This window comes from Streptomyces sp. GB4-14 (assembly GCF_022696125.1).
GTDB lineage: Bacteria > Actinomycetota > Actinomycetes > Streptomycetales > Streptomycetaceae > Streptomyces > Streptomyces werraensis.
The window spans coordinates 1,713,979-1,727,765 of record NZ_RZHO01000002.1 but is presented as its reverse complement, the minus strand read 5'-3'; the positions used below and the strand labels follow the sequence as shown (position 1 = coordinate 1,727,765).

The following is a 13,787-nucleotide window of genomic DNA, read 5'->3' as shown; positions in this document are numbered from 1 at the left end:
GCTACCGCTTAGTATTGTCTTCTTGTACTGTGCACCCCATGCCAAAAGCAGCCTCCGCCCAGGCCACCCGGGCCGTCATCGGTGACAGTGAGTTCGACCGCGACACCGCGCTCACCGCGCGGGCACCCGGTGTCTACGACATCGACCTCTCCGCCGGCTGGACCATCATCAACGCCGTCAACGGCGGATACCTGCTGGCCGTCCTGGGCCGCGCGCTCGCGGACGCGCTGCCGCACCCCGACCCGTTCACGGTCTCCGCGCACTACCTGACCGCCTCCCAGCCGGGCCCGGCGGTCGTCCGCACCGAGACCGTCCGCACCGGGCGCACGCTCTCCACCGGCCAGGCCTCCCTCTTCCAGCGCGACGAGCAGGGCAACGAGGTGGAGCGCATCCGCGTCCTCGCCTCCTACGGCGACCTGGACGCCCTCCCCGACGACGTCCGCACGACCGCCGTACCGCCCGCGCTGCCGCCGATGGACCAGTGCTTCGGCCCCGAGGACGGCCCCGCCCCGGTCGACGGAAGCTCCGAGATCGCCGGCCGGCTGATGCTGAAGCTCGACCCGTCGACCCTCGGCTGGGCCCTCGGACAGCCGTCCGGCAAGGGCGAGATGCGCGCCTGGTTCGGTCTCGCCGACGGCCGTGACCCCGACCCGCTGGCGCTGCTGCTCGCGGTGGACGCGCTGCCGCCGACCGCCTTCGAGATGGGGCTGACCGGCTGGGTGCCCACGGTCGAGCTGACCGTCCATGTGCGCTGCCGCCCCGCGCCGGGTCCGCTGCGTGTGTCCATCACCACCCGCAACCTCGCGGGCGGCTTCCTGGAGGAGGACGCCGAGGTCTGGGACAGCGCCGACCGTCTCGTCGCGCAGTCCCGCCAGCTGGCGCGCGTGCGGCTGAGCTGAACCGACACGGAGGGGTGGTGCGGGGTCGCGGGCGACTCCGCACCACCCCTCCGTGCTGTCACCGGCTCCCGGCCGCGCCCGTCCCGTCGAGCCAGTGCTGCCGCCCCACATGAATCAGCCGCAGCTGACGCGACGCCACCTTCGACACCCGCTCCCGGGCCCCGGGCGAACTCGCCGGCGCCTCCAGGAAGAGCGAGGCGGTGATCAGCATCTGGTCCACGTAGAGCTGGGCCAGCATCAGCAGGTCCTCCTCGCTCCAGCCCGCCGACTCCGCGTCCCCGGCCAGCGCCTCCCCGACCTCCGCCGTGAACCGGGCCAGCTGCTCCTGTATCGCCTCGCGGACCCGACGTACCCCGCCGTGCCGTTCACGGGCGATGAACCTCACATGGGCCGGGTGCGCGTCCACATGACCGGCGATCAGCTCGATGGCGCGCGCGATGCGTTCCTCGCCCTCGCCGGCCGGGGACACCGTCGTCCGGATCATCGGATGCAGGCTGCCCAGGGCCTCCTCGACCAGCGCCACGCCCAGGTCCTCGACCGACCGGAAGTGCCGGTAGAACGCGGTCGGGGCGATCCCGGCGGCGCGCGTGACCTCACGCAGGCCCAGGCTGCTCAGGCTCTGGCCCTCCAGCAGCTCGAGCGCCGCGTCGAGGAGCGCCTGCCGGGTCTTCTGCTTCTGGGCCTGCCGGATGCCGGACGTGTGACTCATACCATGCAGTTAACAACTGTTCTCCCAAATTGAAAAGTGAGAAGGGCCGCTAGACTGGGAAGTCAGTGAACAAGTGTTTCTACAACCGTTCACCCAAACTTGGGGGTCCGACTCATGCTGTTCCTCGTCGCCGCGCTGCTGCTGCTGGGCGTCGTCCTCGGCGCCGTCGCGCACGCGCCGCTCACCTTCTCCCTCGTTGTCGGCGCCGTCATCGCCGTCTGGCTCGGCGTCTTCGCCCTGCGCGAGCTCCAGGGCCGCGACCGCGGCACCTCCGCGCACTGACCCGCGCCGTCCGACCGACCACCCTCCGACCGCAGGAGTCCGATCACCATGCAGCTCACCGCACCGGCCGGCCGCCGCACCGGAATCCGTGACACCGACGGCATGGCCGTCGCCTCGTTCGTCCTGGGCCTGCTCGGCCTGCTCGTCCTCAACGTCTTCCTCGGCCCGAGCGCCATCGTGCTGGCGTCCGTCGCCCTGTGGCGGGGCACCGCCCGCCGCGGCCGCGCCCTGCTCGGCCTGGGCCTCGGCATCGCCGACCTCGTCGTCCTCGCCGTGTTCATGCAGGCGGACGGCACGATCTCGTGGAGCTTCTGACGAGCGGACCCGCCGCACCGGCCGTACGGGCGTCACATCCCGGCCACCGGGATCCGTGGCTCATGCACCGGGCCCCGTAGAATCGGCCCCACCATGGCTTACCTCGACCACGCCGCGACCACCCCGATGCTGCCCGAGGCGGTCGAGGCGCTCACCGCGCACCTGGGCGTCACCGGCAACGCCTCCTCCCTGCACGCGGCCGGCCGCCGCGCCCGGCGCACCGTCGAGGAGGCCCGCGAGACCCTCGCCGAGGCCCTCGGCGCCCGCCCCAGCGAGATCGTCTTCACCTCGGGCGGCACGGAGGCCGACAACCTCGCCGTGAAGGGCCTGTACTGGGCGCGCCGCGACGCCGACCCGGCCCGCACCCGGGTCCTCGCCAGCCCCGTCGAACACCACGCCGTCCTCGACGCCGTCGACTGGCTCGCCACCCACGAGGGCGCCACCGTCGAGTACCTCCCCGTCGACGCCCACGGCCGGGTACACCCCGAGGCCCTGCGCGAGGCCGTCGCCCGCAACCCCGACGACATCGCCCTCGCCACCGTGATGTGGGCCAACAACGAGATCGGGACGATCCTGCCGGTCGCCGAACTCGCCGCCGTCGCCGCCGAGTTCGGCATTCCCCTGCACTCCGACGCGGTTCAGGCCTTCGGACAGGTCCCGGTGGACTTCGCCGCGTCCGGTCTCGCCGCCATGACCGTCTCCGGCCACAAGATCGGCGGCCCGTACGGCATCGGAGCCCTGGTCCTGGGCCGCGAGCACACGCCCGTGCCCGTGCTGCACGGCGGCGGCCAGGAACGCCACGTCCGCTCCGGCACCCTCGACGTGCCGGCGATCGCCTCCTTCGCCGTCGCCGGACGGATCGCCGCCGAGGAGCGGGAGCGGTTCGCCCTGGAGATCGGACGCCTCCGCGACGACCTGGTCGCCGCCGTCCTCGAGGCCGTCCCGGACGCGATCCTGGGCGGCGACCCCGCCCCCGGCGGACGCCTCCCCGCCAACGCCCACTTCACCTTCCCCGGCTGCGAGGGCGACTCCCTGCTGCTCCTCCTGGACGCCCAGGGCATCGAGTGCTCCACCGGCTCCGCCTGCACCGCCGGCGTCGCCCAGCCCAGCCACGTCCTCCTCGCCACCGGCACCGACCCCGACCTCGCCCGAGGCACCCTCCGCTTCTCCCTCGGCCATACCTCCACGGACGCCGACGTCAAGGCCCTCGCCAAGGCCATCGGCCCGGCGGTCGAGCGCGCGCGTGCGGCGGGCCTGAGCTGAGGGGGTTCCGGGGTCCCCGGGCGGCTACGAACCCGGCGTGGGGCTCCCCGAGCCCCCCGCCGGGACCGCCGAGCGTCTGTCCTCGGCCCGGGCCGTCCCCGCGCGGCGGACCAGGTTGAGGTAGCGGTCCCAGTCCCAGTGGAGGCCAGGATCCGTGTGGTCCGTGCCCGGCACCTCGACGTGGCCGATGATGTGCTTCCGGTCCACCGGTATCTCGTAGCGCGCGCATATGCGGGCCGTCAGGCGGGCCGAGGCCGCGTACATCTCGTCCGTGAAGTCCTCCGGACGGTCCACGAAGCCCTCGTGCTCGATGCCGATGCTGCGCTCGTTGTAGTCCCGGTTGCCCGCGTGGTACGCCACGTCCAGCTCGCGGATCATCTGCGTGACCCGGCCGTCCTTGCCGACGATGTAGTGAGCCGCCGCCTTGTGGCCCGGGTTCTGGAACGCCCGCACCGCGCTGTCCAGGCTGCCCTGCGTGACATGCACGACCACCATGTCGATGTGGAAGTCGTCCGGCCGGTCCGCGCCGCGCCAGTTGGCGTCCGAGGCCGCCACCCACCGGGCGCCCGCGAAGTCGACCTCGCCCGGCGTGCGCGGCTTGTCGATCCCGGGCAGCCGCCACCACAGCCGCGCCAGTTCGTCGCGCGCCAGCGCCGCCGTCCCGGCCGCTGCCGCGAGCCCGCCCACGATCAGGGCGCGCCGCCCGATGCGCCGGTCGCCGTCCTCGGATGCTCCCTTGGCCCCCATGTGATCGTGAACGCATATCCGGCGGCCGTGGTTCCCGCGCCCCCGTACCCTGGAAGGGCTATGACTGACACCCCGCAGCGCACCCGCCCCCTCCGCGTCCTGGCCGCCATGTCCGGAGGCGTCGACTCCGCCGTCGCCGCCGCCCGTGCCGCCGAAGCGGGTCACGACGTGACCGGCGTCCACCTCGCGCTCTCCGCGAACCCCCAGTCGTTCCGCACGGGCGCGCGGGGCTGCTGCACCATCGAGGACTCCCGGGACGCCCGCCGCGCCGCCGACGTCATCGGCATCCCCTTCTACGTGTGGGACCTCGCCGACCGCTTCCGCGAGGACGTCGTCGAGGACTTCGTCGCCGAGTACGAGGCCGGCCGCACCCCCAACCCCTGCCTGCGCTGCAACGAGAAGATCAAGTTCGCCGCGCTGCTCGACAAGGCGCTCGCGCTCGGCTTCGACGCCGTCTGCACCGGCCACTACGCCAAGGTGGTCCTCCGCGAGGACGGCACCCGCGAACTGCACCGTGCCTCCGACATGGCCAAGGACCAGAGCTACGTCCTCGGCGTGCTCGACGACCGCCAGCTCGCCCACGCCATGTTCCCCCTCGGCGACACGGTCACCACCAAGGAGGAGATCCGCGCGGAGGCCGAGCGCCGCGGACTCGCCGTCGCCAAGAAGCCCGACTCGCACGACATCTGCTTCATCGCCGACGGCGACACCCAGGGCTTCCTCGCCAAGCGGCTCGGCAGGGCCGAGGGCGACATCGTCGACGAGTCCGGCGCCAAGATCGGCACCCACGAGGGCGCGTACGGCTTCACCATCGGCCAGCGCAAGGGCCTGCGCATCGGCACCCCCGCCCCCGACGGCAAGCCGCGCTACGTCCTCGACATCTCCCCGGTGGACAACACCGTCACCGTCGGCCCCGCCGCCTCCCTGGACGTCGGCGCCCTCACGGCCATCCGCCCCCGCTGGTGCGGCGCCGCCCCCACCGGCCCCGGCGCCTACACCGCCCAGCTGCGCGCCCACGGCGACGAGACCCCGGTGACCGCCGAACTCGTCGGCGAGGAGCTGCGCGTGCGCTTCGCCCAGCCGGTCCGCGGCGTCGCCCCCGGCCAGGCGGTCGTGCTCTACGACGGCACGCGCGTGGTGGGCTCGGCGACCATCGCCTCCACGGAGCGGGCCACGGCGGGAGTGGCCTGAGCGGTCCCGCCCCGGCCGGTCACCCGGATCACCGGGCGAAGAACTCCGCCAGCACCGGCGCCAGGACGTCCGGTTCGGCCATGTGGGTCTGGCCCCCCAGGGTGCGGTACGCGCCCCGGGGGACCGACTCCGCGATCGCCTTCGCCGCCCGACGCATCCAGGCCGGGCTCGCGTCGCCCGCGATGGACAGCACCGGCACCCCGATCGACGCCAGCGTCTCCCGCGGCACGCTCCCGTCGCCCATCACGGCGTCGTCGTACGCCAGACTCGGCGCCAGCGCCTCCATCCCGGCCCACATCGGCGACTGCCGCGCGCTGTCGATCACCGCGTCGTCCAGCCCGGTCAGCTGGAGGAAGAGCTCCACCGCGTCGCCCCGCCGCCCCTCCTCCAGGGCCGCGGTCAGCCGCTCGGTGTACCGGGCGCGCTCCGCGAGATGTTCCTCGGACATCGCGTACGGCGTCTCGTACACCGCGACCTGGCGGACCGGCAGCCCGCTCGCCGCCGCCCGCAGCGCCAGCGCGCCGCCCGAGGAGACGCCGTACAGCCCCGCCTCGCCGCCCGCCGCCTCGATCAGCGCCGCCAGGTCCTCCACCTCGCGCTCCACCGCGTACGGCGGCGTGTCACCGCTCGCGCCCCGGCCGCGGCGGTCGTAGACCACCACCCGGAACCGCTCCGAGAGCGGGGCGGCCAGCGGCGCCACCGTGGCGCCCGTCGACATCGCGCCGCTGACGAGGACGATCGTGGTGCCGCGCCCGGCGCTCTCGTAGGCGAGGGAGGTGCCGTCGCGCGAGGAGATGTTCTGGTCCATGTCTCACCAGACTGCCGCACGGCACGGGAATCGTCGGTGAGGCGGGCGGCGCGTCCGCCGATCACACCTCCTGCGCGCGGTCAGTCCACTTCCGTGTCGTAGAAACACAGGTGGTCCTTGATCGGCGCCACCGCCGGCTTCGGGTCGGGGTACGACCACACCAGGTCGGGGGCGTCCGGCAGCGACCAGTACGACGCGGTCCCCTTGAACGGGCAGTACGTGTGCGTCGCGGACGGTGTCAGCAGATCGAGCCGCACGTCCTCCGGCGGGATGTACCAGCGCGCGGGGCAGCCCGTCTCGTGCAGCACCAGCGCCCGGTCGCTCTCCGCCAGCACGCGTCCGTCGCGCACCACGCGCACGTGCCGGTCGCCGGGCTCGACGGTGATGCGATGGCCTGTGGTCACGGCGTCCTCCTCGTCGGTCGGTCCACCCCGTACAGCGCCCCTCGGGGCGGCCTTCTTCCCGGGCGTAGGCTGACGCCCGTGAACATCTGTGTCTTCCTCTCCGCCGCCGACCTCGACGACCGCTACACACGCCCCGCGCGGGAGTTCGCGCGCCTTCTCGGCAAGGGCGGGCACACCCTGGTCTGGGGCGGCTCGGACGTCGGCCTGATGAAGGTCGTCGCCGACGGGGTGGAGGAGGCCGGCGGACGGCTCCTCGGCGTCTCGGTGGAGTTCCTCGCGGCGAAGGCACGCCCCGGCGTCGACGAGATGGTGGTCGCCAAGGACCTCGCCGAGCGCAAGCGGCTCCTCCTGGAGAAGGCCGACGCGGTGGTCATCATGGTCGGCGGCACGGGAACGCTGGACGAGGCGACCGAGATCCTGGAGCTGAAGAAGCACGGTCACACCGAGAAGCCGGTGGTGCTGCTCAACACCGCGGGCTTCTACGACGGCCTCAAGGAGCAGTTCCGCCGCATGGAGGACGAGGGCTTCCTGCCCCGCCCGCTCACCGAGCTGGTCTTCTTCGCCGAGGAGCCGGTCGGCGCGCTGGCCTACCTGGAGGAGAGCCTGGGCGTCGCCTGACCGAGCGGTGATGCGAGCATGGCGGTCATGGCTACACATGTGATCACCGGAGCCGGCTCCGGCATCGGCGCCGCCGTCGCGCGCCGCCTCCACGCGCGCGGGGACGACCTCGTGCTCCACGCGCGCGACGCCGGCCGCGCCAAGGAGCTGGCCGCCGAGTTCCCCGGTGCCCGCACCCTGGTCGGCGACCTGGCCGACCCGGACCGGCTCAGCTGGGCGTTCTCCCACCAGTCGCTGCCCGACCGGGTGGACTCGCTGCTGCACGTCGCGGGCGTCGTCGACCTGGGCCGCGTCGGCGACCTCACCCCGAAGAGCTGGCGCCACCAGCTCAACGTCAACCTCGTCGCCCCCGCCGAACTGACCCGCCACCTTCTGCCCCAGCTCCGCGCGAGCCGCGGCCACGTGATCTTCGTCAACTCCGGCGCCGGCCTCGCCGCCCACGCCGACTGGTCCGCCTACGCGGCCTCCAAGCACGGCCTGAAGGCCCTCGCCGACTCCCTCCGCGCGGAGGAACACGCCAACGGCGTCCGCGTCACGTCGGTCTACCCGGGCCGCACCGCCAGCCCCATGCAGGCCAAGGTCCACCAGCAGGAGGGCAAGGACTACGACCCGTCGAAGTGGATCGACCCCGAGTCGGTCGCCACGGCGATCGTCATGTCGCTGGACCTCCCGAGGGACGCGGAAGTGAACGACCTGACGGTCCGGCCAGGGCGCTGACGGGCCGAAAGGGGGTCTGGGGGCGCAGCCCCGGGGACGGGACGGTAAGGGGCGGCGGGGGCGAGAACCCCCCGCCCCGCACTGCGTACGCTTCCGGTGTGAACGACACCCTTCACTTCCCGCCCGCCACCGGCCTCGGCTCCCTCCCCGGCACAGACGCGAGAGAGGCCGCCAAGGCGGCCACAGGCAGCTTCGAGGACTTCCCCCACCTCCCCGAGCTCCCCGCACGCGGCCCCGGCGCCGACATGATCGGCCGCACCGCCGGCCTGCTCGTCGAGCTCTACGCGCGCGTGGAGCCCAGCGGCTGGCGGATCGGTGACCGTCCGGGCCGGGACACCCGCCGTGCCCGCTCCTGGCTGGGCGAGGACCTGGACGCCCTGGAGGAGTTCACCCAGGGCTACGAAGGGCTCCTCAAGGTGCAGGCGGTGGGCCCCTGGACCCTCGCCGCGGCCCTGGAACTGAAGAACGGCGAGGCGGCCCTCTCCGACCCCGGCGCCTGCCGCGACCTCGCCGCCTCCCTCACCGAGGGCCTGCGCCTGCACCTCGAGGAGGTGCGCCGCCGCGTCCCCGGCGCGCGGCTCGTCCTCCAGCTCGACGAACCGTCCCTCACCGCCGTCCTGCGCGGTCAGGTGAAGACGGCCAGCGGCTACCGCACCCACCGCGCGGTCGACCGCCAGACCGTCGAGGGGACCCTGCGTGACGTGGTCGGCGTGCACGACGGCGGGCCGGTCGTGGTCCACTCGTGCGCCGCGGACGTCCCGTTCGCCCTGCTGCACAGGACGGGCGTGGCGGGCATCTCGTTCGATTTCTCCCTCCTCACCGAGCGTGACGACGAGGCGATCGGGGAAGCGGTCGAGGGCGGCACCCGCCTGTTCGCCGGTGTCGTCCCCGGAGCGGACGCTCCATTGTCGGACCCTGCCGGTAGCGTCATGGGTGTCAGGACGCTCTGGCGCAGGCTGGGGCTGCGGCCGGGACTTCTCCCGGAGGCGGTCACGGTCACCCCGGCGTGCGGACTCGCGGGGGCGTCCCCCGGGTACGCGCGATCGGCCTACGCCCACTGCGTCCGGGCGGCGAGATCCCTCGCGGACAACCCTGAGTAACGGGAGGACACACGGTGGCCGGCGACAAGCAAGCGGAGACGACGAGCGTGCCCGCACAAGCGCGGGAGCAGCACGCCACGCTCGCCGAGCAGATCGAGGAGCACCGCTTCCGGTACTACGTGAACGACGCGCCCGTGATCAGCGACGCCGAGTTCGACCGCCTGCTGCGGGAGCTCGAGCAGCTGGAGGAGCGCTACCCGGAGCTGCGCACGCCGGAGTCGCCGACCCAGAAGGTCGCCGGGGCCTACGAGACGGAGTTCACCTCCGTCGAGCACCGCTCCCGGATGCTCTCCCTGGACAACACGTTCAACGACGAGGACCTCGCCGCCTGGGCCGACCGCGTCCACCGCGAACTGGGCGACCAGACCTACCACTTCCTGTGCGAGCTGAAGGTCGACGGCCTGGCGGTCAACCTCACCTACGAGCGCGGCCGGCTGGTCCGGGCGGCGACCCGTGGCGACGGCCGCACGGGCGAGGACATCACGCCCAACGTCCGCACCATCGCCGAGATCCCGGACCGCCTCAAGGGCGACAAGGTGCCCGACGTCGTGGAGATCCGCGGCGAGGTCTACTTCCCGATGGAGAAGTTCCAGGAGCTCAACGCCCGGCTGGTGGAGGCCGGCGACAAGCCGTTCGCCAACCCGCGCAACGCGGCGGCCGGTTCGCTGCGCCAGAAGGACCCGCGGGTCACCGCCACCCGTCCGCTGCACATGGTGGTGCACGGCATCGGCGTGCTCGAGGGCTACAAGGGCCTGACCCGGCTCTCCCAGGGCTACGACCTGCTGAAGGAGTGGGGACTGCCGACCTCCCCGCACAACCGGGTGGTCGACGGCCTGGAGGGCGTGCGCGAGTTCATCGCGTACTACGGCGAGAACCGCCACTCCGTGGCCCACGAGATCGACGGCGTCGTGGTCAAGCTCGACGAGATCCCCCTCCAGGGACGCCTCGGCACCACCTCGCGCGCCCCGCGCTGGGCCATCGCGTACAAGTACGCGCCGGAGGAGGTCAACACCAAGCTGGTGAACATCCGGGTGGGCGTCGGCCGCACCGGGCGCGTCACGCCGTACGCGCAGGTCGAGCCGGTGACGGTGGCCGGCTCGGAGGTCGAGTTCGCCACGCTGCACAACCAGGACGTGGTGAAGGCCAAGGGCGTCCTCATCGGCGACACGGTGGTCCTGCGCAAGGCCGGCGACGTCATCCCGGAGATCCTCGGCCCGGTGGCCGACCTGCGCGACGGCAGCGAGCGGGAGTTCGTGATGCCGTCCGAGTGCCCCGAGTGCGGCACCCCGCTCAGGCCCATGAAGGAGGGCGACGTCGACCTGCGCTGCCCCAACGCCCGCGCCTGCCCCGCCCAGTTGCGCGAGAGGCTGTTCTACCTCGCCGGACGCAAGGCGCTGGACATCGAGCACTTCGGGTACGTCGCCGCCACGGCCCTCACCAGCCCGCTGGAGCCGGACGAGCCGCCGCTGAAGGACGAGGGAGACCTCTTCGCCCTCACCGTCGAGCAGCTGCTGCCCATCAAGGCGTACGTCCTCGACCAGGACAGCGGACTGCCCAAGCGGGACCCGAAGACCGGCGAGGAGAAGGTCGTCACCGTCTTCGCCAACCAGCAGGGCGAACCGAAGAAGAACGCCCTGGCGATGCTGAGGAACATCGAGGCCGCCAAGGAACGCCCGCTGGCCCGGGTGCTCACCGCCCTGTCGATCCGCCATGTCGGCCCGGTCGCGGCGGAGGCGCTGGCCCGCGAATTCCGCTCCGTCGACCGCATCGAGCAGGCCACCGAGGAGGAGCTGTCGGCCACCGAGGGCGTCGGCCCGACCATCGCCGCCTCCCTCAAGGAATGGTTCGCCGCGGACTGGCACCGGGAGATCATCCGCAAGTGGAAGGCGGCCGGGGTCCGCATGGAGGACGAGCGCTCCGGCGAGGACGAGGGCCCTCGTCCGCTCGAAGGACTCACGGTCGTGGTGACCGGAACCCTGGAGAACTTCACCCGGGATGGCGCGAAAGAGGCGCTGCAGAACCGGGGCGCGAAGGTGACCGGATCGGTGTCCAAGAAGACCTCGTTCGTCGTCGTGGGTGACAACCCCGGGTCGAAATACGACAAAGCGGTGCAGTTGAAGGTGCCGGTTCTGAACGAGGACGGTTTCCAGGTCCTGTTGGAGGAGGGACCCGACGCCGCGGCCGAGGCCGCCCTTTCGGCCGAGGAGTAACGGTTGAAGCCTCCCCGATCGGCGCATACCAGATGCATACGGGTGGCTGGGGCGCATTCGGGCAACCGTCGGCGACCGGTGCCCGTACAAGCCTTCCGCGGCCTACTGTTGAGATGTGCGCCCGCCGTGCCCAGTTGCGGTCGGGGCAACCCCCGTACCCGTGACGGGTCCGGGGAAGGGCTTTCCACGGCGGAGCCGCTGAGGGATGTCGGGCATCGGGCCGCGTGGCGTGGGCACCGCCGGCTGTGAGAGGGACGGGAATGGAACCGACCGAGAGCGCCGCCCCGGGCTCACGGCTGCGCCTGCGCCGCCTGGCGGTCGTCCGGCGGCGCGGCCGTGAGGACGGGCGGCCGGCGGAGCGACCGGACGCGCGGGGGCGCACCGGGGCGGGCGCCGCGGACGCGCGCGACGCCGGCGCGGCACGCCCGGCCGGCGGGCACGGCATCTCAGAGCCCACGGCGGAGACCGAACGCCACCCGTCCTGGCCCGCGTTGCCCACCGCGGTCGTCGCGGCGGCCGGCTTCGTGCTCGGCGCCGGCTTCCTGCGCGCCTTCACCGGCGGACACGCCCTCTTCCCGTCCGGCACGGTCGGCTGGTCGCTGGCCGTGCTCACCGGCATCATCGTCGGCCACCTCGTGATGCTGGGCCGGTCCCGCTGGTGGGGCGGCACCGGCTCCGGCGCGGCCCTCACCCTCGCCGTGCTGCTCCTCTACGGCTGGGTCCCGGCCGGCATGGTCAGTCTCACCGTCGTCGTGCTGGTCGGCGTAGCCCGCCGGGGCCGCTGGCGGCAGGGCGTGCTGCACGGCGCGGTCGACCTGCTCGGCATCGGCGCCGGAGCGCTCGTCCTGGCCGCGTTCGGCACCGTGCCGTCCGTCGAGTCGCCGTCCACCCCCGACACCTGGACCCTCTACACCGGTCCCGGGGTGGTGCTCGTCGCCGCCGCCTATCTCGCGGTCACCCGCACCCTGTTGTGGTGGTTGCACACCCCCCGCTCGGGCCTGCCCACCGTCGCCCGCACCGCCCTGGTCCGCCAGGGGCTCGTCGCGGTGGCCCTGCTCGGCATCGCCCCGCTGGTGTGCGTGGTCGCCGACGCCAAACCCGTCCTGCTGCCGCTGTTCGCCATCCCGCTGATCGCCCTCGACTCCACCCTGTGGATAGCCCGCGCACGGGCCGAGGAGCAGCTGCGCGACCCGCTGACCGGACTGCCCAACCGGCAGTGGCTCCAGGAGCGCATCTGGACCGCGCTGGACGACGCCGAGCGGGCCGGCTCCCGCGCCGCGCTCATGCTCATCGACCTCGACCGCTTCCGGTCGGTCAACGACACCCTCGGCCATCTCGCCGGCGACCGGCTGCTGCTGCAGATCGCCGACCGGCTGAGAGCGGCCCTGCCGCGCGGGGCGGAGGCCGCGCGGCTCGGCGGCGACGAGTTCGCCGTGTTACTGCCCGTCGCGGACTCCACCACGTCCGCGACCCGCGCCGCCCGCGGACTCGTCGCGGCCCTCAGCTCCCCGCTCGACCTCGACGGGCTCACCCTCGTCCTGGAGGCGAGCGCGGGAGTCGCCGTCTTCCCGGACCACGCGTCCGACGCCGAAGGACTGCTGCGGCGCGCGGACGTGGCGATGTACCAGGCCAAGCGGGACCGCACGGGCGTCGAGGCGTACGAGTCCAAGCGGGACTCCAACACCCCCGACCGGCTGGGGCTGCTGGGCGACCTGCGCCGCGCCCTCGACGCGCACGAGGTGGAGCTGCACTACCAGCCGAAGGTCCGCTTCGACGGCCAGGTCTCCGGCCTCGAGGCGCTGGTGCGGTGGGTGCATCCGGAGCGCGGGCGGGTCCCCCCGGACGAGTTCATAGCGATAGCCGAGTCGTCGGGGCTGATGCCCCAGCTCACCGAGTACGTACTGGAGACCGCGCTCGGGCAGGTCGCCGAGTGGCGCTCCCAGGGGCTGTTCGTGCCGGTCGCCGTCAACGTCTCGCCGCGCGACGTCCACAGCCCCGGCTTCGCCGGCTCCGTCGCCGCGCGCCTGGCCCGGCACGGGGTGCCCGCGGGGGCGCTTCAACTGGAGATCACCGAGCACGTGCTGCTGGAGGACCCCACGCGGGCCGCCGACACCCTCAACGCGCTGACGGGCCACGGCGTCAAGATGTCCCTCGACGACTTCGGCACCGGCTACTCCTCGCTGGTGCACCTGCGGCGGCTGCCGGTGAGCGAGCTGAAGATCGACCGCTCCTTCGTGGCCCGGCTGGCCATCGACACGGAGGACGCGGAGATCGTGCGCTGCACGATCGACCTGGCCCACTCGCTCGGCCTGCTCGTCGTCGCCGAGGGCGTGGAGGACGACGAGACGTGGGAACGGCTGCGGGACCTGCGGTGCGACGCGGTGCAGGGGTGGCTGGTCGCGGCAGCGATGCCGCCGGACGAGACCACGGCGTGGCTGCTCGCCCGGGGGTCGCGGGGGTGGCAGCGGCCGGCGGCAGCCTTGCCGGCGGCCACGGGTACGGCGGAGGACTAGCCTCCGCCTGA

The 13,787-nt window shown here is 73.1% G+C and carries 14 protein-coding genes; 10 read left to right on the top strand and 4 right to left on the bottom strand.

The window, feature by feature from the left end; genetic code table 11:
- Positions 1 to 38 precede the first annotated feature (38 nt).
- A complete protein-coding gene (locus ELQ39_RS08875) occupies positions 39 to 899 on the top strand; it encodes a thioesterase family protein (protein WP_242591573.1) in 861 nt (286 codons plus the stop codon).
- Between the two features lie 58 nt (positions 900 to 957).
- Here the strand turns inward: ELQ39_RS08875 and ELQ39_RS08870 are convergent, their stop codons facing one another.
- Complete coding sequence (locus ELQ39_RS08870; protein WP_242591572.1) at positions 958 to 1,608, bottom strand: TetR family transcriptional regulator; 651 nt, start codon at positions 1,606 to 1,608, stop codon at positions 958 to 960.
- Between the two features lie 99 nt (positions 1,609 to 1,707).
- Between ELQ39_RS08870 and ELQ39_RS08865 the strand changes: the two genes are divergently transcribed.
- The 3 genes from ELQ39_RS08865 to ELQ39_RS08855 all read left to right on the top strand — a co-directional run bounded on the left by ELQ39_RS08865 (position 1,708) and on the right by ELQ39_RS08855 (position 3,468).
- Entirely contained in the window at positions 1,708 to 1,890 is a 183-nt protein-coding gene (locus ELQ39_RS08865) for a hypothetical protein (protein WP_190005702.1), read from the top strand.
- A gap of 48 nt (positions 1,891 to 1,938) precedes the next feature.
- Positions 1,939 to 2,205, top strand: a complete 267-nt coding sequence (locus tag ELQ39_RS08860) for a DUF4190 domain-containing protein (RefSeq protein ID WP_190005649.1) — start codon at positions 1,939 to 1,941, stop codon at positions 2,203 to 2,205.
- 93 nt (positions 2,206 to 2,298) lie between these two features.
- On the top strand, positions 2,299 to 3,468 hold the full coding sequence (locus tag ELQ39_RS08855) for a cysteine desulfurase family protein (RefSeq protein WP_190005650.1): 1,170 nt from the start codon (positions 2,299 to 2,301) through the stop codon (positions 3,466 to 3,468).
- 24 nt (positions 3,469 to 3,492) lie between these two features.
- On the opposite strand, the gene ELQ39_RS08850 is transcribed toward ELQ39_RS08855, so the two are convergent.
- Positions 3,493 to 4,215 (bottom strand): N-acetylmuramoyl-L-alanine amidase, encoded by a 723-nt coding sequence (locus ELQ39_RS08850; RefSeq protein WP_242591571.1) that lies wholly within the window; start codon positions 4,213 to 4,215, stop codon positions 3,493 to 3,495.
- A 60-nt stretch (positions 4,216 to 4,275) separates the two neighbouring features.
- On the opposite strand from ELQ39_RS08850, the gene mnmA reads away from it, so the two are divergent.
- Positions 4,276 to 5,406: a tRNA 2-thiouridine(34) synthase MnmA gene (gene mnmA / locus ELQ39_RS08845; protein WP_225626483.1), complete on the top strand. Its 1,131-nt coding sequence runs from the start codon at positions 4,276 to 4,278 to the stop codon at positions 5,404 to 5,406.
- A 28-nt stretch (positions 5,407 to 5,434) separates the two neighbouring features.
- Here the strand turns inward: mnmA and ELQ39_RS08840 are convergent, their stop codons facing one another.
- Entirely contained in the window at positions 5,435 to 6,214 is a 780-nt protein-coding gene (locus ELQ39_RS08840) for an alpha/beta fold hydrolase (protein WP_242591570.1), read from the bottom strand.
- A gap of 80 nt (positions 6,215 to 6,294) precedes the next feature.
- Positions 6,295 to 6,618, bottom strand: a complete 324-nt coding sequence (locus tag ELQ39_RS08835; protein WP_242591569.1) for a DUF427 domain-containing protein — start codon at positions 6,616 to 6,618, stop codon at positions 6,295 to 6,297.
- Positions 6,619 to 6,696: 78 nt separating this feature from the next.
- Here ELQ39_RS08835 and ELQ39_RS08830 point away from each other — a divergent pair, with 78 nt between their 5' ends.
- From ELQ39_RS08830 to ELQ39_RS08810, 5 genes are all read left to right on the top strand, one after another.
- On the top strand, positions 6,697 to 7,236 hold the full coding sequence (locus tag ELQ39_RS08830) for a TIGR00730 family Rossman fold protein (RefSeq protein WP_242591568.1): 540 nt from the start codon (positions 6,697 to 6,699) through the stop codon (positions 7,234 to 7,236).
- An 18-nt stretch (positions 7,237 to 7,254) separates the two neighbouring features.
- Positions 7,255 to 7,953 (top strand): SDR family oxidoreductase, encoded by a 699-nt coding sequence (locus ELQ39_RS08825; RefSeq protein ID WP_242591567.1) that lies wholly within the window; start codon positions 7,255 to 7,257, stop codon positions 7,951 to 7,953.
- 98 nt (positions 7,954 to 8,051) lie between these two features.
- Entirely contained in the window at positions 8,052 to 9,053 is a 1,002-nt protein-coding gene (locus ELQ39_RS08820; RefSeq protein ID WP_242591566.1) for a methionine synthase, read from the top strand.
- Positions 9,054 to 9,067: 14 nt separating this feature from the next.
- Positions 9,068 to 11,263, top strand: coding sequence for an NAD-dependent DNA ligase LigA (gene ligA / locus ELQ39_RS08815; protein ID WP_242591565.1), 2,196 nt, complete (start codon positions 9,068 to 9,070; stop codon positions 11,261 to 11,263).
- 260 nt (positions 11,264 to 11,523) lie between these two features.
- Positions 11,524 to 13,776: a putative bifunctional diguanylate cyclase/phosphodiesterase gene (locus ELQ39_RS08810; protein WP_225640593.1), complete on the top strand. Its 2,253-nt coding sequence runs from the start codon at positions 11,524 to 11,526 to the stop codon at positions 13,774 to 13,776.
- Positions 13,777 to 13,787: the final 11 nt, after the last annotated feature.

Bases quoted from the DNA above. Each gene is read 5' to 3' on its own strand.
- ELQ39_RS08840 (WP_242591570.1), bottom strand. From the start codon at position 6,214: ATGGACCAGAACATCTCCTCGCGCGACGGCACCTCCCTCGCCTACGAG.
- ELQ39_RS08810 (WP_225640593.1), top strand. From the start codon at position 11,524: ATGGAACCGACCGAGAGCGCCGCCCCGGGCTCACGGCTGCGCCTGCGC.
- mnmA (WP_225626483.1), top strand. From the start codon at position 4,276: ATGACTGACACCCCGCAGCGCACCCGCCCCCTCCGCGTCCTGGCCGCC.
- ELQ39_RS08825 (WP_242591567.1), top strand. From the start codon at position 7,255: ATGGCGGTCATGGCTACACATGTGATCACCGGAGCCGGCTCCGGCATC.
- ELQ39_RS08855 (WP_190005650.1), top strand. From the start codon at position 2,299: ATGGCTTACCTCGACCACGCCGCGACCACCCCGATGCTGCCCGAGGCG.
- ELQ39_RS08860 (WP_190005649.1), top strand. From the start codon at position 1,939: ATGCAGCTCACCGCACCGGCCGGCCGCCGCACCGGAATCCGTGACACC.
- ELQ39_RS08850 (WP_242591571.1), bottom strand. From the start codon at position 4,215: ATGGGGGCCAAGGGAGCATCCGAGGACGGCGACCGGCGCATCGGGCGG.
- ELQ39_RS08870 (WP_242591572.1), bottom strand. From the start codon at position 1,608: ATGAGTCACACGTCCGGCATCCGGCAGGCCCAGAAGCAGAAGACCCGG.
- ELQ39_RS08875 (WP_242591573.1), top strand. From the start codon at position 39: ATGCCAAAAGCAGCCTCCGCCCAGGCCACCCGGGCCGTCATCGGTGAC.